Source organism: Marinobacter xestospongiae, from assembly GCF_023156385.1.
Classification (GTDB): Bacteria; Pseudomonadota; Gammaproteobacteria; order Pseudomonadales; family Oleiphilaceae; genus Marinobacter; species Marinobacter xestospongiae.
The window spans coordinates 133,871-151,181 of record NZ_JAKZAK010000007.1 but is presented as its reverse complement, the minus strand read 5'-3'; the positions used below and the strand labels follow the sequence as shown (position 1 = coordinate 151,181).

The 17,311-nt window shown below is 58.6% G+C and carries 16 protein-coding genes; 10 read left to right on the top strand and 6 right to left on the bottom strand.

The annotated features are described in order from the left end of the window. Window position 1: 1 nt before the first annotated feature. Window positions 2-403 (top strand): hypothetical protein, encoded by a 402-nt coding sequence (locus MLD24_RS07190; protein ID WP_248165655.1) that lies wholly within the window; start codon window positions 2-4, stop codon window positions 401-403. A 77-nt stretch (window positions 404-480) separates the two neighbouring features. Here MLD24_RS07190 and MLD24_RS07185 read toward each other — a convergent pair whose 3' ends face one another. Next, the gene (locus MLD24_RS07185) at window positions 481-1,290 is read right to left on the bottom strand and encodes an alpha/beta fold hydrolase (protein WP_248165653.1); all 810 of its coding nucleotides are present in this window, start codon (window positions 1,288-1,290) and stop codon (window positions 481-483) included. Between the two features lie 178 nt (window positions 1,291-1,468). Between MLD24_RS07185 and MLD24_RS07180 the strand changes: the two genes are divergently transcribed. Next, the gene (locus MLD24_RS07180; RefSeq protein ID WP_248165651.1) at window positions 1,469-3,367 is read left to right on the top strand and encodes a winged helix-turn-helix domain-containing protein; all 1,899 of its coding nucleotides are present in this window, start codon (window positions 1,469-1,471) and stop codon (window positions 3,365-3,367) included. 123 nt (window positions 3,368-3,490) lie between these two features. On the opposite strand, the gene MLD24_RS07175 is transcribed toward MLD24_RS07180, so the two are convergent. Beyond that, window positions 3,491-3,826, bottom strand: a complete 336-nt coding sequence (locus tag MLD24_RS07175; protein ID WP_248165649.1) for a hypothetical protein — start codon at window positions 3,824-3,826, stop codon at window positions 3,491-3,493. Between the two features lie 236 nt (window positions 3,827-4,062). Between MLD24_RS07175 and MLD24_RS07170 the strand changes: the two genes are divergently transcribed. The 8 genes from MLD24_RS07170 to MLD24_RS07135 all read left to right on the top strand — a co-directional run bounded on the left by MLD24_RS07170 (window position 4,063) and on the right by MLD24_RS07135 (window position 9,412). After that, window positions 4,063-4,371, top strand: coding sequence for a hypothetical protein (locus MLD24_RS07170; protein ID WP_227173370.1), 309 nt, complete (start codon window positions 4,063-4,065; stop codon window positions 4,369-4,371). Window positions 4,372-4,447: 76 nt separating this feature from the next. After that, on the top strand, window positions 4,448-4,684 hold the full coding sequence (locus MLD24_RS07165; protein ID WP_248165647.1) for a helix-hairpin-helix domain-containing protein: 237 nt from the start codon (window positions 4,448-4,450) through the stop codon (window positions 4,682-4,684). Between the two features lie 91 nt (window positions 4,685-4,775). Further along, window positions 4,776-5,333 (top strand): class I SAM-dependent methyltransferase, encoded by a 558-nt coding sequence (locus MLD24_RS07160; protein WP_248165646.1) that lies wholly within the window; start codon window positions 4,776-4,778, stop codon window positions 5,331-5,333. A 21-nt stretch (window positions 5,334-5,354) separates the two neighbouring features. Further along, window positions 5,355-5,942: a class I SAM-dependent DNA methyltransferase gene (locus tag MLD24_RS07155; protein ID WP_248165644.1), complete on the top strand. Its 588-nt coding sequence runs from the start codon at window positions 5,355-5,357 to the stop codon at window positions 5,940-5,942. Between the two features lie 115 nt (window positions 5,943-6,057). Beyond that, the gene (locus MLD24_RS07150) at window positions 6,058-7,191 is read left to right on the top strand and encodes a saccharopine dehydrogenase family protein (protein WP_248165642.1); all 1,134 of its coding nucleotides are present in this window, start codon (window positions 6,058-6,060) and stop codon (window positions 7,189-7,191) included. After that, window positions 7,184-7,657, top strand: a complete 474-nt coding sequence (locus MLD24_RS07145) for a DUF2269 family protein (protein ID WP_248165640.1) — start codon at window positions 7,184-7,186, stop codon at window positions 7,655-7,657. The genes MLD24_RS07150 and MLD24_RS07145 overlap by 8 nt, the downstream gene beginning before the upstream one ends. Beyond that, window positions 7,658-8,026 (top strand): DoxX-like family protein, encoded by a 369-nt coding sequence (locus MLD24_RS07140; protein WP_248165638.1) that lies wholly within the window; start codon window positions 7,658-7,660, stop codon window positions 8,024-8,026. Between the two features lie 345 nt (window positions 8,027-8,371). Next, window positions 8,372-9,412, top strand: a complete 1,041-nt coding sequence (locus MLD24_RS07135) for a helix-turn-helix transcriptional regulator (RefSeq protein WP_248165636.1) — start codon at window positions 8,372-8,374, stop codon at window positions 9,410-9,412. Between the two features lie 36 nt (window positions 9,413-9,448). Here MLD24_RS07135 and MLD24_RS21535 read toward each other — a convergent pair whose 3' ends face one another. From MLD24_RS21535 to MLD24_RS07115, 4 genes are all read right to left on the bottom strand, one after another. Continuing rightward, complete coding sequence (locus MLD24_RS21535) at window positions 9,449-14,002, bottom strand: hypothetical protein (RefSeq protein WP_282450510.1); 4,554 nt, start codon at window positions 14,000-14,002, stop codon at window positions 9,449-9,451. Between the two features lie 216 nt (window positions 14,003-14,218). Continuing rightward, window positions 14,219-15,745 carry a tripartite tricarboxylate transporter permease gene (locus MLD24_RS07125; RefSeq protein ID WP_248165755.1) on the bottom strand — a complete coding sequence of 509 codons (1,527 nt, stop codon included), beginning with the start codon at window positions 15,743-15,745 and terminating at the stop codon, window positions 14,219-14,221. Then, the gene (locus MLD24_RS07120) at window positions 15,745-16,191 is read right to left on the bottom strand and encodes a tripartite tricarboxylate transporter TctB family protein (protein ID WP_248165634.1); all 447 of its coding nucleotides are present in this window, start codon (window positions 16,189-16,191) and stop codon (window positions 15,745-15,747) included. Before MLD24_RS07120 ends, MLD24_RS07125 begins: the two co-directional genes overlap by 1 nt. Then, window positions 16,188-17,162, bottom strand: coding sequence for a Bug family tripartite tricarboxylate transporter substrate binding protein (locus tag MLD24_RS07115; RefSeq protein WP_248165632.1), 975 nt, complete (start codon window positions 17,160-17,162; stop codon window positions 16,188-16,190). The genes MLD24_RS07120 and MLD24_RS07115 overlap by 4 nt, the downstream gene beginning before the upstream one ends. Window positions 17,163-17,311 lie beyond the last annotated feature (149 nt).

The following is a 17,311-nucleotide window of genomic DNA, read 5'->3' as shown; positions in this document are numbered from 1 at the left end:
AATGCCCCTAACCGTTATCCTCAAGGGACTGGCCATCTGGCTTGGCATTCTGGTCCTGGCGATGGCCAATGGCGTATTGCGGGAGACGGTACTGCTACCCTGGCTTGGTGCCCCCGGTGCGCTGATCCTGAGCGGCGTATTGCTCTCGGCGCTGATCCTTGCTGTCGCGTATGCATCGCTGCCCTGGCTGCGGCTGCGCCAAACCTGGCAACGCCTGGCGGTTGGCCTGGGCTGGCTGGTGCTGACCCTGATGTTCGAGTTCTCATTCGGGCTGTGGCAGGGTAAATCCCGGGCAGAACTGCTGATGCCCTACACCTTCAAAGACGGCAATCTCTGGCCTCTGGTGCTTGCAGTAACAGTGCTGGCTCCGTCCATCGCAGCCAGGTTGAAAGCCCGACAATGAATCGCTGAACAGCGAGAGCAGGCTCTCACTGCCAGCGATGTTTCGGCCCTGTCGAGCCCTATCGAGTCCCTGAGAAGTCAGCGCTCGCTGATCCGAACCAGCAGGTCTGCCAGGGTCTTGCTGTGGGTGAGCATTGGCAGATGACCGCTGTCGATCTCGAACGAGGCGGCGAGGTCAAGATCGCCGGCGGTCCGTTGCTGGGACTCCAGTGAGATGATCTGGTCGCGCTTGGCAAACACATAGTACTTTTCCAGCGCCTCAAACCGCTCCCGGTTCAGGTCAATGGTGCCCTCCCCGATCAGCGCCGGCTCGGCAACGGCCTGCTGTTTCAGCCATCGCTGCTGTTCGGCATTGGCATCCTGGGCAAAGCTGTTGGCGAAGCTGTCGGGATTGCTGATATCCATCCGCATGGCCTGCTCGTTGAAACTCACGCCCGCGAAGTAATAGGTTTCATCGGCCTCGCTCAGTTTGCTGAACACGCCCTCACCATCCAGGGGCGCCACCGCCGTGACATACACCAGCTTGCTGATGTTCTCGTCCGGGCACAGGCTCAGTGACGCATTCACCACCGCGCCACCCTGGCTGTGCGCAACCACAACCTTGTCGCCCGGGATGGTCGACATGAAGGAGCACAGGGATGCCGCCGACAGCTCCAGTGACACTTTTTCCGGCAGGAAGTGATCGTTACGCCCCGGCAGGTCGATGGCATGGCTGTCGATGCGATCGCCCAGCTGTGCCTGAACCCGTTCCCAGGCGGTTGCCGTAAAATGGGCGCCATGCACCAGAACCATCGCCGGTGCATCGGCCGCCTGGGCCACAGGGACGGTAGCGAATGTGCAGCCAAGCGCCAGACAGGAAAGACTTTTCTTCAGTAATCCGTTCATCATTCAGACCTCTTCGGTTGGATTTGAAAACGGACCGAAGCGTGGCAATCCGCACCTCCCTGAGACAATAAAATTCGTATAAAATGCCCTTAAAATCATCTCAAAAATATTATTATTCAATAAGTTACTTCGCCTCCCATTGGAAGCGGCCGGTAATTCGAATGAAGGAATTGAAGCCAGCATGATCGAATTCGAGGGGTTCCGGTTTGACCCCCAGGCCGGCCGCCTGTGGCAGAAAGACTGCAATGAGCCGGTGGCTCTGCGCCATAAGCTCATCCAGTTGCTGTCCTACCTGCTGACCCACCGGGAACGCATCGTCAGCAAAGAGGAGCTGCTGGGCACCCTTTGGGAGCATGGCCAGTATCGGGAACACTCGCTGTCACAAAGCATTCTCGAACTGCGCAAGGTGCTCGGCGACGCCGCCGCGTCTCCCAGCTACATTCGCACGGTGCCCAACCAGGGATTCCAGTGGATCTGCCCGGTGACCGAGGTGGAAGCGGCGTCCCCCCACACTCTTAACCTCCGTACTCTTAACCTTCGTACGCTTAACCTTCGCACTCTCAGCCTCCACATACCGCCGGGACTGCTGGCCGGCGCGGCCATTGTCCTGCTGCTGGTGGCACTGATTGTGGTTCTGTTCGAGCCAACGCCGGAGGACGCATCCGCCGAGGGCATGACGGTGCTGGTGCTGCCGTTCCAGAACCAGACCGGGACCTCATCCATGAACTGGGTGGAGCTGGGCCTGGCGGACATGATGGCCAGTGACCTGATGCTGATTGATGGTCTGGAGGTAATCACACCAGCCCAGATCAGCAGCCAATTGCTCACCGACAGCGGTGACCTCCAGGCCAGCCCGACCCAAATACGCCAGTTACTGGCAGACACGTCGGTTGATGTGGCCATCCAGGGCACAGTGCGGTTCGCGAACGATCAGCAGGCCCTGGAGTACCAGCTGATACCACAACAGAACGACCCGGTTGCCGGCCGGATTGAGCGGCAGGATCTGGCGGTGTCGATGACCAGCGTAGTCAGCGAACTGTACCGCCAGCTCCAACCCAACGGCGGCACACCGGACCTGCCCAGCTACGATTACATCCCCAGCGCCATGCATGAATACGCACGCGGAGTGCAGGCGCTGAATAACGAGGGGGCGATACTGGCGCGTTACTACTTTGGCGCCTCCGCCCAGATCGATGCCAGCCATGCCTGGTCGGTCGCCTACCTGGGCGTCTGCCAGCTTTATCTGGGCCAGTGGGCCGAAGCGGATGCACGTTTCGAGCAAGCCCTGCAGCAGGATTCGGAACCCACACTGCGAGACTTTGTAAGCTACTGGCGCGCGCTGATCGAGTACCGACGGGGCAACCTGCCGCAGGCTGCCCGACTGCTGCAAACAGTAAAGACGTCGAAAGCTTCCGCCAGTCACGACACCCCACTGGCACAGCTCGCGGATCGGCTGTCGGCTCACATTGCCGACCTGCAATCGGGCATAGGCGCTGGGGGCGTTGCGATGGCGGACAAACCAGTACCGAATCACTTTATTGGCAGCTTTCCGGCGCTTCCGCTGGGTGAAACCGCCCTGCCCGCCGAGGTCTCTGAACTGCAGACACAGGTACGCCGCCTTACCATCAAAGGCTATCAGCCCGCGCTGTTCCTGAACCTGGTGACCCTGGCGCAACACCCGGAACTGTCACCGAAGGAACAACACGGCTATCTGGAGCAGGCGCTGGCCGTCATCGCCCGGTTGCAACAGCCCTATGAGCACGCCCAGGTATTGCTGCTGGCCGCCCGATCCTTGCTTTTGCATGGCGAAGAAAGCGGCGTTGACGCCTCCCGATTGCAGGATTACCTCGACCGGGCCTACCGGATTGCGATGGATCTTGACGCCCGGCGACTGGCAGCGCGAGTGGCCAACTACCAGCAACTGGCCACCATCAGTGAGCAGCTCGGCGATGATCCGCAACAGGCGGCCGATGCACTGGAGCAGCTTCGCACCACCGCCGCCGATCCCGAGTTTTCAACGCTGCTGGAACAGATCTTCGAGCGCGCCAGGAACGCAGGCGCACTGGCCCTGAAGCCCTGAATAGCAACCACACGATACTGAGGATAAAAGGAATCAACGGCGTCGGCGTGCATGATTACGAGAGCATTGGCCTGTTTCTGGTGTCACCGGCTTGTTGATGAAGATGCTGGACCGAACCGACAACTACACATAGTCCAAAGCGTTCAGTGCGTGATGTACATGGGCATTGTGTTCAATGAAAACAGCATCCGCCGCCTCGTAAACACCAAATTTGGGCTCAACTCCCTTAAACGGCCCAAAACCTCGCCTCCAACGCCTGGGTAGGTAGTCAACGGAGACCACGCAGCTGTTATCAACCAGCAACCTGGCCAGGGCCCCAGTGCTCACACTGCGAAGACCGTTGGTGTACTTCGGCACAAGCCAGGCCTCCGAATCAAACAGAAAAAGGAAAGAAACAGAGTCATTCGAGAGAACCTCAGAACCGGAGATAATGCCGTAGAGAATCTTCAGCTCGTCCACCGTTCTTTCGTATGCCTTGCCATTCGACAAGATCAGTCGAAGCACACAATCACAATAGGAGATTCCGGGAGTCCGCATGTATCTTCCTTGCAGTCAGCGAAGGACCATGTGAAACGTTATGTCCACTCTGGTCAACCAGGGCCTGGGTTCTCGATTCCATAAGGAGCCTCTGATTATGCAGGATGCCAGTTAATACTGATAAGATCCGGCAGCAACCATCACTCAACGCCGAATGTATGAACACACCCGAATTCGTCATACTCACCATCAACGCGATCATCATTGTCATCGCGTACTTCTTTGTCTATCCAAGGTTCTGTGGTGCCAACACCCACCGGATCGCCGTGAACGATCTCATCGCCAGCGGCGTCGCAGTGGCGGTGGCTGGCTCGAAGTTCTGGGGTAGCGGCACGGAGTTCAGCCTGCTGTTCTGGTCCGTCAACTGGTTCTGGTTCAGTTTGCTGACCTACCTGGTGATCGAAATTCCATTGATGCTCTGGTACGCCCGCAAGCACAACATCTGGACGTTCTTTGATCCACATTGATCCGGGAAGCCGCTGTTTTCCCACCACATCACCGGGCATTATTGCTACGTTCCGCCCAATTACTCGGAGTAAACCCATGGCGTTTTCGGATTCAGAAAGAGACCTGCTGCTGGCGGTGAAAGGCGTTGGCCCTACCGTGGTGAAGCGGTTTGAGGAGATCGGCATCGACACCCTGGCGGATCTGGCCACCTGTGAGGCCGGCGAGATCGCCGAACGGGTCGCCTCGATGCTGGGCACCACCTGCTGGAAGAACAGCCCACAGGCCCGAGCCACCGTTGCAGCGGCCATCTCCCGGGCAAAAATGGGAAACTGAAGAAGTGTCCCTGCAACAATCCAGCGTGGATCGTTAGTATGGAGCCAACAACGGGGAGGCATTGTTGAGATACCAAATGGAGCCGCAAGAGATGAATCAGTGGGATACGGAAACCGCCGAGTGGTACGCAAAAAACTATGGGGAGTACGCCACAAACCGGCTCGGAGTTGAAAACATAGATCTCGCTACAGACTCCACCATAGTTGACATAGGCTGCGGCACGGGCTGTGCCTTAAGGCATGCGTCCAACTACGTAACAGATGGAGTGTTGATCGGTATCGATCCAGTCCCTCGCATGATCGAGATTGCGAGACAGCAAACAGGGAACCATCCAGCCAGTCATCGTATTACGTTTCGCGAGGGCTCGGCCGAGCACCTTCCGGTTGAAGATAGTCTGGCTGATATCGTCTTTGCTTTCGACTCATTTGATCACTGGAAGGATCAAGAACAGGGGTTAACTGAAGTTCGACGAATCCTAAAAGCGAGAGGACAACTGGTTCTCGTAAAGGACGGCGGCCTACCAGCCAGAAGCGACTACGAAAAGAAAATAATAGATCTCCTAAAAGATGCTGGATTTGAGCTTGTCACGAAAAAGGACATCACAGAAAACAGCATAGAGTGCACACGCTGGGTTTTCTCAGCAAATTGAGCTTGGGCAGGTATTTTTGGTATGAGCGAAAACTGGGATAATTACGCAGCTGATTGGGATAGCAATCCCGCTGTCATTGAATATGCAGATAATGCCTACAACTCCCTGAGACAAGAAGTTAACCCGGATTCATATCGCATCCTAGACTTTGGTTGTGGCACCGGGTTACTTTCAGAACGGCTATCTTCGTCAGCAAAGTCAATAGTTGCACTTGATCCATCACCCAACATGGCTTCTGCCCTCAAAAACAAAGGGTTGAGCAATGTTTCAACTATTGCATCCGAGCTGAATCAAAACCTAATTCACAGTAATGACCTTCTGAAACAAGATTTCGACTTGATCGTGGCTTCGTCTTCACTGGCCTTTGTAACGGACTATCCCGCGACGCTAAAACTTCTGAAACAACTGCTTAAAGTTGATGGTCACCTGCTCCAGTGGGACTGGTTAAAAGATGAAAGTGACGAAGGGGCCGGTTTTTCAAAACAGCAGATTGAATCCGCAATGACGGCAGCCGGGTTCAAAGAGTATGCCACGTCAATCCCATTTTGCATGCAAGCTGAAAATAGTAAAATGGATGTCATTATGTGTGTTGCGAAAAACACACATTAATCAGAGCCTCCTGAGCTGAAATTATCCGCGTGCCCTAATGCTTTCGATCAAACGGCCGGGTATAGGAAGCTACCGTATTGGGCATTGGAAAACATACGAGAGTGTGTAAAAAGATATGACGTTACGCAGGGTATTGATCCTCGGGGGCTATGGAAACTTCGGCAAACGCATTGCCGAGAACCTGTCGGGAACAGCAGGCATCGTCCTGCTGATTGCCGGCCGTAATGCCGACAAGGCAGAAGCGTTGTGTCGGCAACTGGCCGCCCGGGGCTCGCCGGCCACCCTGGAGCCGGCGGTGCTCGACATCAATCGGGCGTCTTTCGTGGATGACCTGCGAGCGTTTGCGCCTGACCTGGTTATCCACACCGGCGGGCCGTTCCAGGGACAGGACTACCGGGTGCCACAGGCCTGCATTGCCATCGGCAGCCACTACATCGACCTGGCGGACGATCGCCGCTTCGTGTGTGACATCGACAGTCTGGACGACCAGGCCCGCGCCCGTGATGTGCTGGTGGTTGCCGGCGCCAGCTCGGTGCCGGGGCTGTCGTCCGCGGTAATCGATCACTTCACCGACCAGTTCTCGGAGCTTGAGCGCATCGATTTTGCCATTGCCCCCGGAAACCAGGCTGAGCGGGGTGAAGCGACCGTCCACGGCATTCTTTCCTACACCGGTCATCCGTTTCCGGTGTTCGATGACGGTGAATGGCGCAACCAGTATGGCTGGATGGCGCCCCGGAAGCAGGATTTCGGCCCCACCATCGGCCGACGCTGGCTTGCCAATATCAACATCCCCGATCTGGAACTGTTCCCCGAGCGCTATCGTCCGGTCAAAACCGTTCACTTCCAGGCCGGGCTGGAGCTGCCCGTGCTGCACCTGGGCATGGTGATGATGGCCTGGCTGGCGAAGGTGGGCCTGGTCAGGGACTGGTCGGCCTACACCCGGCCCATTGTTCGCGCCAGCGAGTGGTTCATCCGTCGCGGGACCGACACTGGCGGCATGCAGATCAACCTGTCGGGGCGGGACCACAGCGGCCAGGCCAGGCACATCAACTGGCTACTCTGTGCCGAGAACGGCGAAGGCCCGTACATTCCGACCATCTCCACCATCATTCTTGCCAGGAAACTTATCGCCGGATCACTCACCACCCGCGGCGCCACGCCCTGCCTGGGCCTGTATTCGCTGGCGGAGTTTGACCAGGAAATCCGCTCACTGGCCATCCACCACCGAACAGAGGTGACCGATGGATAACTACCTGCTGCTGAAACTGGTACATATTCTCAGCGCGGTGGTGGTGGCCGGCACCGGGACCGGCATCGCCTTCTTCATGTTCATGGCCAACCGATCAGGCAACGTTGCCGCCCTGGCGGTGACCACTCGCCATGTAGTGCTGGCCGACTGGCTGTTTACCGCACCGGCGGTGGTGACCCAGGCAGTCACTGGTGTGCTGCTGATGGACCGGCTAGGCTACGCCTTCACCTCGGCCTGGTTCCTGCTGGTGGGGTCGCTGTTTGGCTTCATCGGGCTGTGCTGGCTGCCGGTAATTGCCATCCAGTACCGGCTCAGGTCCTTGGCGGAACAGGCCCTCACCACCGGCGTGCCGGCTCCCGGGTTCCACCGCCTGATGCGCTACTGGACCGCGCTGGGCATCCCCGCCTTTGCCGCCATTGTGGTGCTGTTCTGGCTGATGGTGTTCAAGCCGTTGCCGGTGGTTTAGATGACCGACGGATTCCACCTCGCCGCCCGCCTAAGCCTCAGCTTTCTGTGGCTGTTCACCGCCGTCACCTCAGCCTTCCTGGCCAGGGACATTGGCTACCAGGTACTGGCCAGCGGCGGTATCACCGGCACCTTCGCCGACGTGTGTCTCTATTCGGGCAGCCTGGTGGACGCGGCGATCGGCCTGTGGCTGCTGTCGGGGCGCAAGCTGAAACCGTGCTATCTGGTTCAACTGATGGTCATCGCCACCTACACCCTGCTGCTCACCGTCATCGACCCCGGTTTCTGGACCCACCCGTTCGGACCGTTGACCAAGAACCTTCCATTGCTCGTTCTGATTGGCGGCTTGTACGCCCACACCCGTGAGTGATGGTGTACCGTTGATGCTCGTTGGTGGCCAGCCCCCATCCTGCGCTAGTCGGACCCGTCGTTGCGAATCAGCACATCCTCACCGGTTGGCCTGGGGCGGCGGTGCATGGCCAGGGCCACCCTCACCATCATGGCGAAGACGACCATCTGAAACATGCTACTTTCCAGCATCGAGTTAAGCGGGTTGGCTGGCACCAGCGTGATGACCTTCGAGGGCAACTGATGATGGCCAATCGCTGGTAACCCCCACAACCCTGGGTATGATTGGGGGTAAACAAGGGGAGTGTTCTCTGGAGGGCAGAGCCATCTGCCCAAGAATTTGATTCATCGGTTTCACGGATAAATTATGACAAACAAGAAACCTGAACCGCTGCTCGTGAAAAATACGGAACTTTCCAGTCAGACATGGCCTGCGGCAAGACGCTGGTCGCTCTGGAAACAGCGGGCAACCCAGTTTGTGCCCTACAATTGCGACATCATAGCGGCCAATGATTACGCTGCCACCCCGTGTGACTTTGATGCCAACATCCGCTATTACCAGGACCGGAAACACGGCATTCTACTCAGTGCTAGTCAGTTTCAGCCCAACATTGTGCAGCGTAGTCAACGACACCTGGCAGACAACTATCAGCATCTGGTCCTGATCTGTCTGAGCGGCTCCCGGGCAATCGTTGAGCATAACTTTCAACGCCGTCAGTTACGTCCCGGTGATTTGTTGTTGCTGGATATGCAGCAGGAATTTGCATTTGCCCTGATGAATCAAGGGAAAGCCATCAACTGCCATATCCCTAGAAGCAAACTCGCACCGGCGTTGCGTAACAGAAAAGACCTGCACCTCCAGATCATCAATGGTCACCAATCGGTTGGTTCGGCGTTGCGTTGCTATCTGCAATTACTGCCATTAACCATCACCAATATTCCGGAGGCGGAAAGGGAACATTACCTGCTATCCGTGGCGGAACTGCTCAACGCATGTCTGACCAAGCAGCCCATTGAAAGCCGCCCGCTGGCCGGGAAACGCTGGCAGATCTACCTCGAGTGTATTGATGAGAATTTCACGGACCCGGATTTCTCCGTCGATAAGATGGCCAAGGCACTGCGGGTGTCATCATCCTACGTTCATCGTCTGTTTCGTCAGCACCAGACGACCGTGCGGCGGGAGATAAAGCGACGCCGGATTGATTATGCCAAACGTTGTCTGCAGCAGCGTCATAGACTCCAGACTCGAGAACTTGCAAGCTTGACCGACATTGCCTTGGCCTGCGGGTTCCGGGGGCTGAGCCAATTCAGCCGCGCCTTTCGGGAACAGGTCGGTATGTCTCCCCGGGATTACAGCAAGCTGGGGCCAGACTTCGACCCCAGGTCCCCAAACACTTTGGGGACCTAAGCCCTTAAGGGTTAACTCGTCATTGTAGGAATGGTGCTACTGCACATTCTCCTTTTTTGAAGGCTCACCATTTATGTTGTGACGGACGCTGCTTGACTCGCTGACCCGGTTGTAACCATTACCCGCATCAATGTAGTAGTAGGAAAAGGCATTCCCCCTGTCCCCTCCAGTCACCAGCGGCACTGCATGAAAACCACCCTTGCCAGGTGCACTCGTCTCAATCAGGGCATCATGAACCGAAACACTGGCAGAGCCCGACAACGCTATCGCAGCAACCGTGCCACCGACACCGCCACCACCGTGGCCACCATGCCCGCCTTTGGCTCCTTTACCACCACCGTCCCAACCATCAGCAGCTTTGCCTCCTTTGCCGCCGATTTTTCCGGCACCACCATCGCCACCACCACCGGCGACAATTCTGGACCCGGACCGGATATCGATGACGACGCTTCCACCGGCCTGCTGGTTATTGGCCCAGATCGCAAACGAGCCACCGCCACCAGAACCCCCGGTACCGCCCTGGCCACCGCCGCCACCGACGCCACCAAAACTGGGGCCAGAATCCCACGCGGCTGAGCCACCAGAGCCTGGCTCACCGAGTCCACCATCCTCGCCACTGGCCGGAACGTAGTAATGACTAAAAATGTCATTGCTGGCGCGCGCACTTTCACCGCTTGCTCCGCCATTGGCCGGGCGAGCGCTTTTTCCCCAATCCCACACGGCATCCGGTCCACACCCCCACCAGATCTTGTCAGTGTGCCGGATATCATCCGGAGCATGACGCCAACCATCAGGATGAACAGGATTGTTACACACCCCTCGGCCCTTGTTCTTGGTGAACCCGGCCAGATAGCCACCGAGATCCATGCCGTGCTGACCAGCCTGACCATCCAGACCGGTTGCTCCCGAACCAGCCACAATCCGGCTATTGGTAATGGCAACCTTCACCGGCGCCAGCAGGTGCAAGCCATACGAGCTCAGCCCCTGACGTTTGTCGACGCCTGCTGACAGTTTGGCCTGACCGGTAGCATTACCCGCGCTGATATCACTGTCGACAATGTTCAACTGGCCGGCACCGGCACCATCAACCTGCAAAGCGACCGCTTGATCGGCATCCACCTGGGTGAGTTTCATCCCTTTTACAGTAATGGTGGCGTAGGGATCGACATCGGCATAGCGTAATCCGGGGCTGTGTAGCTGAAGTTCCGTTTTACCCCCGGTGTAGTACCAGTCCTGATCGAAGCCGCCGTAGAAACTGACCGCCTCACTCAGGTCAATCGTTGCCCCGCGGTGGTCGTGTTGCTGGCTGCCCACCATATAGATGTCCGTTCGCGCGTTTGGCCCCGACGCCCCTACCAGCGCTTCGGCCAAGCTGGGATAGGGGGCTTCATAACTTCCCGTCTTTACCCCCGGATCGGCGGCGGTATCGACAAACACTGCCTTGGCGATGTCTTTCACCACCAGGACCTCGACTTCGGCCAGGCGCTCTTCGCCATCGGAAACCACCGACAGCTGCCAACGCTGTTTGCCGACACCATTGACCGCAAACTGAACTCTCGCACCGGTAGCGACCTCGACCACCTGATCAAAACCACCACCGGAATTTCGCGGCCCTTCGATCAACTGCCAGGTATAGCTCGCCGAGGGTGGAAACTGGGTAGAGTCCGCTTGCAGCATCAGGGTATCGCCTTCACTCAGGTAATCAGCGGAAGCGCTAACATCGACGTTCGTTTTGAAGGACGGGGCGGTGCAGTCGAGAACCTCATCACCGTCGTTGATCCCATCGTCGTCGGAATCGGCCAGTAATGGATCACTGAATATCCGATAGTCCGGCACCTCGGCCTTGCCGTAGCAATGGCCATCCGGTTCAGTGCTGTAGTACCAGCCGGTCACTTCCAGACCATCGCTGATGCCATCTCCATCGCTATCTATGTCAGTAGAGCTGGTGCCAATATTGGCTTCCACCTGGTTGGTCAATCCATCCCGGTCGGTATCCGTGACGTAGCTGAACACCAGCACATCGCCTGTGTGGACCTCAATATCCCGGAGATCGTAACCGCTCTCCAACAGGTTGTAGTTGATGACTTCCCGTTGCCCGTAGCCATTACCCGTGAGCCGTTCGTGGGAGACTTGCCAGTAGCTCCCAAGATCACTGTTCATGTCCAGACCATTGAGCGCAACCAGTCCATGAGCACTCTCAACGGTCGGTGCGTTCAAACCGTTACTGTTGGCCCAAGAGCGACGCCCCTGCTCAAAGGGCATGCCAAATACCTGGTGGAGAATGTCATAGGCAGAGGTGAAGTCGGTAACACCACGGTTAACGGCCACCCGCTTGTTGATGGTACCGAACCCGCCAGCACCGAAATCCATTTCCACCCGCGCGGTCCGCTCGGCGACGTCCTCATCCCCCAGCAACGCATTGGAGCCATCGGCGACCCGCAGAGCGTAGCTGGCCGGACGAACCATGATCTGCTCCGACCGCCGCATGATCCGTAACGCCTTGTCCAGCGGCAAATCTGTGATGCTGAAGATCAGCAGTTCGCTGGTCGAGTTGCCGATCATGGTGATGCCTTTATCAGCGGCGTTGTCGAACGTCAGATTACCGATGGTTTCCAGACGGTGGGGGTTGGCCGGATCAATCCAGTAGGCGGACAGTACCAGGTCAGCCACACTGTAATCGGTAAAGCTGAGATTCTTCAGACGCAATCCCACCTGGAGCTCAGCCGACGTCATATCCACATTGGACTGCTGCGAACGATCAACCGCCTGCTGGTAAGAGGCCGAGTTTTCCGTGCTTTGTGCCGCGCTGTAGGAAAACGCAGCTCCCTCCGTGGTGGTGTGATTGAGTTCACGGCTAAAGGAGTTGCTGATGGTGACTTCTGTCGAAGGAATAATGCTGGCCTTGAAGGATAGCCCAACATCGATGGAATGGGCATGCGCCAGGGTTTCCGAGTTGGCATATTCGATCGAGCGCTCACTGCCGGTGGTGCGGGTCTGGCTGGCTGAGAACGCGGTTTCCTGCGACGTCGACTCACCGGTGCTGACACTCTGCCCCTGCGAGTAGTGAATCGTGGCTTTCGGTTTGGTGACGATCTGCACGCCCAACTCGGGGGTGTTGGCAATCAGCGGATTGTTGCGAATGCCACTGGACTGGCTATAGAGGTTGACCTCGATCAGGTCATTCTTGCCATCACCGTCGGTATCGGCCAGCCAAGGGTTGGTGCCTTTCTCAAATTCGTCGCAGTCGCTGAGCCCATCGGCATCCGAGTCCACCTGGTGGCTGCACTCACCCACAATGGTGTCACCACAGTGAACGGTAAGTTCCCTGGGTGCGGTCGTTAAGGTACAGAAAAGGCCATAGGGTGCCGCCACGATTTCGGCGGTTTCCAGGTCGATCCCGCGCAAAGGGTAGATGCCATCCTGATTGTAGTGTCTTGTTTCGCCCAGGGCGTCCTGAAGCGATAGACTGCCGTGGCCCCAGGTGCCCTGCTGCAGAATGGTCAAGAAACTTTGTACATCCGAGTGATCCTCCGCGTCCCAGGCATCGGTGCCATCACTGAAGTACTCAGTACAGTCTGTGACACCGTCACCATCCGAATCCGTACTGAACACACAGGCTTCAGCAGCAATGGTCTTGTCATGGCAACTGACCAAAATGCGGGAGTCCTCAGCTCTCAGCTCACAGAAGGTTTGCCGGGGATTGGTTTTGACATACAGAGAACTTCGGTCCAGCTCTCCCAACTGATAGTGACCACCCTGGTTGATAGTAAGATGCCCGCCAAAGCCATCGCGGATCACCAGGGACCCCTCTTCCCACTCACCAACCTGATGCACCGTCAGTTCGGGCAGGTTGCCGCTGTGATCCAGTGAGTCCCATGGATCGGTGCCATCCTCAAACTTTTCCTGGCAGTCGCTGATGCCATCGCCATCTGAGTCCGTACTGAACACACAGGCATCCGCCGACAGGGTAGTGTCATGGCAATTGACAGCTACAAAATCGTCGACCGCTTTCAATTCGCAGAAGGCATTTCGGGGATTCGCCTTGACGTAGAGCGAGTTGAGGTCCAGGTCTCCCAACTGGTGATGACCTTTCTGGCTAATGGCAAGCTCTCGTCCGAGGCCATCTTTGATCAGCAGGGAACTGCCCTGCCACTCGCCGAAATGGTAAACCGTTAGCCCGGGTTTGATGCCCTTGTGGTCGAACTGATCCCAGGGGTCCGTGTCATCGTCCAGCATCTCTTGGCAATCGGTTACCCCATCTTTATCCGAGTCCGTGCCGGTATTGCACTGCGAGCGATGGTCGAACACCGCAACACAGGTCACCGTGGGTTGGCCATTGGTGTTGCCGATGCCGCAAATCAGCCCCGGTGGGTTTTGCTCAACCCTTAGGGTTCCCGTATCAAGAATGTCAACGTCGTAGTCGCCAGGCCCCGACATGGTCAGTCCATTACCGGCGTCATCCGCCAACACCAGTTCTCCGTTAAACCAGCGACCTTCGGTTTCTACCACCAGCTGCGCCGGTTGTGTATCGCTTCCACCGCCACAGGCCGTTAACGCCAGCACCGCTGCGATCCCAATCAGTCCTTTCATCTCATCACCCAAAGTTACAACTCAAACGACGGGGCAATGTATCAAGGCCGAATCCAGCGAATTTGACGCCTTGTGAACTTTTGACCGGAGGTGAACAGAAAAGCGCTTCAACGTGAGCACCGCGGCTCAGGAACCATAGAAAAAAGGGGCACCGGCCGGTCGCCGTGTGCCCCAAAGGAGAGTCTGTTGTTGGCTGGACGATCGCTCGTGTGGCGATCAGTCGCTTTCCGGGCCCTCGGTGATGGCCACTTTCATGCGCCGGCGCAGCAGCGGGCCGACGATGTAGGGCAGCGCCAGCCCCAGGGCGGCGAAGGCCCACAGACCGATGGCCAGCGGCGAGCCCCAGAGCGTGCTCCAGTCGCCGTCGGAGAGCACCAGAGCGTGGCCCAGGTTCTTCTCCATTTCCGGTCCCAGCAACATGCCGAGGATGATCGGCACCAGCGGGATGTCCAGTTTACGAAGAACATACCCGGCCACCCCGAAGGCGATCATGAAGTACAGGTCGAAGGTGCTGTGGCTGATGGAGTAGATGCCCACAAACGCCACCATGGTGACAACGGGCAGCAGGTACATCGGCGGCACCGACAGCAGCTTCACGAAGAAGCCTACCAGCGGGATGTTCAGCACCAGCAGCAGCACGTTACCGATCAGCAGCGCCGCGATCACGCCCCAGACGATGTCGGCGTTCTGGGTGAACATCAGTGGACCCGGGGTGATGTTGAGGGAGATCAGCATCGCCAGCAGCACCGCGGTGGTGCCACTGCCGGGCACGCCGAGGGTCAGCATTGGCACCAGGGCGCCGGAGGAAGCGCCGTTGTTGCCGGCTTCCGGCGCCGCCACACCGCGGCTGTCGCCGTCACCAAAGTGCGCTTTCTTGCCCAGGTACTGCTTCTCCAGGGTGTAGCTGATGAAACTGCCCAGAGAAGCCCCCGCCCCAGGCAACACCCCGGAGATGAAACCGAGGATACCGCCACGGAACAGCGTGGGGATGGTGGCAATCACTTCCTTCAGGCTCAGGCTGAGCTTGCCCACCTGGATCAGCTTGCGACCGGCCCCGGCGCGGGACTCGATGAAGAACAGCAGCTCCGAGATCGCAAACAGGCCGACAATGGCGAGGATGAAGTCGATGCCCTCGTACAGCTCCAGCACCCCGAAGGTGTAGCGCTGGGTGCCGGTGGCGATGTCGATACCAACGGTGGAGATCATCACCCCGAGGGTCGCGGCCACCACGGTCTTCATCGGGTTCTTGCCGGTGATGCCACCGAGGGTGGCAAATGCCAGCAGGAACAGCGCGAAGTACTCCGCCGGCCCGAAGGTCAGCGCGAACCGGGCCAGTACCGGTGCCAGCAGGATCAATCCGATGGTGCCGATCAGGCCGCCGGCAAACGAGGCGATGGCAGAGATTGCCAGGGCGTCGGCAGCCCGACCCTTCTGCGCCATCGGGTAGCCATCGAGGCAGGTCATCATCGCCGGCTCATCGCCGGGGATGTTCAGCAGGATCGAGGAGATCCGACCACCGTACATGGCCCCGGCGTACACCGACGTCAGCAGGATCATCGCGGTTTCCGGCGGCAGCCCGAGGGTGAACGCCAGCGGAATCAGGATCGCCACGCCATTGGCCGGCCCCAGTCCCGGCAGCGCGCCGATCAGGGTGCCAATGAAGGCACCAAACAGTGCAAACATCAGGTTGTAGGGCGTCAACGCGACGGCAAAGCCGTCCATCAGAAACTGCAGGGTTTCCATCATTCACCTCCCAGCGGCCCGGCGGGCAGGCTCAGGGACAGACCGTAGTTGAACACCACGAACACCACCACGGCGCTGGCCAGACCCGACAGAAACGCCGTCGACGGCTTGGCGCCCATGCGCCAGCTCAGCGAGCCCACCGCCAGGGTGGTGGCGGCGACAAAGCCCAGCGGTTCAATCAGCGCGGCGTACACCACCAGAATCACCAGCGCCAGCACCAGCTCACCGGCGGTGCGGCCCAGGGGCCAGCCCTGGTCCGGGTCCGGCTTCACCATCAGGTACAGGCTCGACAGTGCCAGCACGATGGCCAACAGCGTGGGAAACGTCTCCGGTCCCACGGCCTCGGCGCCTCCGAAAGGCTCCGGCCACTGCTGTGCCGCCCAGCCATAGGCCACGGCGAGCACCAGCAGGACCAGGCCGAGGACTCGGTCACCGCGGGCGGTCATTTCAGCAGACCGATTTCACGGGACAGGGCCTCCACGTCAGCCACCTGACGCGCGATGAAGGCGCGAAAATCGCCCTCCGGCTGGAACGGAATCAGGCCGTTCTTCGCCATCACCGCCTGCCACTGTTCGCTGTCGTACAGAGTGGCAACGGCATTGCGCCAGTAGGCCTTGGCCTCATCGGAGGCATCCTTTGGCATATAGAAGCCGCGCCAGTTGGCACCCAGGGCGTCGACGCCCTGCTCGCGGGCGGTGGGGATGTCACTGAAACGGCCCGGCAGGCGCTCTTCTGCCAGCACCGCCAGCACGCGGATGTCGCCGGACTCCAGGAAGCCGGTCACTTCCGAGATGTCGCCGGTGAAGGCGTCCACCTGGCCACCAACCACCTGGGTCAGGGCCTCACCGCCGTTGTTGTAGGACAGGTAGGGAATGTGGGGCAGATTGCTCACACCGTCGGCCTTGGCAGCGATCAGCACCTTGAGGTGATCCCAGCCGCCGCGGGCACTGGCACCGGAGAACTTCACCGACCGCGGGTTGGCCTTCATATCCGCCAGCAGGTCGTTCAGGCTCTGGTAGGGCGAATCCTTGCTGACCGCGATGACCCCGTAATCGGCCCCCACGGTGCCCACCCAGGTCACCATGTCAGCATCCATCCCCGGGAACTGGCCCTGAGCCAGGCGGGTGGTGGTGGCGTTGGAGGCGGCCACCAGCAGTTTGTCGTCACTGCGCCGCTTGCTCACGGTGTGGGCGTAGGCCACGCCGCCGCCAGCGCCGGCCATGTTGATGGTTTGCACCGAGCCGGGCACCAGTTCGAGTTCCTGCAGCACCTGGCCGGCGCTACGGCAGGTAAAGTCCCAGCCACCGCCAGGATCGGACGGGGCAATGCATTCGACTTTTCCGGAAGGTTCCCAGGCCAGGGCCTGGAGACTGACGGCGGCGGCCGCCACGAAGGACAGGGTTCGTTTAATCAGCATCGTTGTCACCTCACAATTGTTTTTATCGCCATCCCGGAGGCTGGGCCGAGCGATGCGGCCCGGGGGACAGGGTCAGTCACGAGGTTAAATAGTGATCAGCCACGGCGGAAAGCTTGTGGGCGTAATGCCTTTAAAGAACGTTGCGGGCG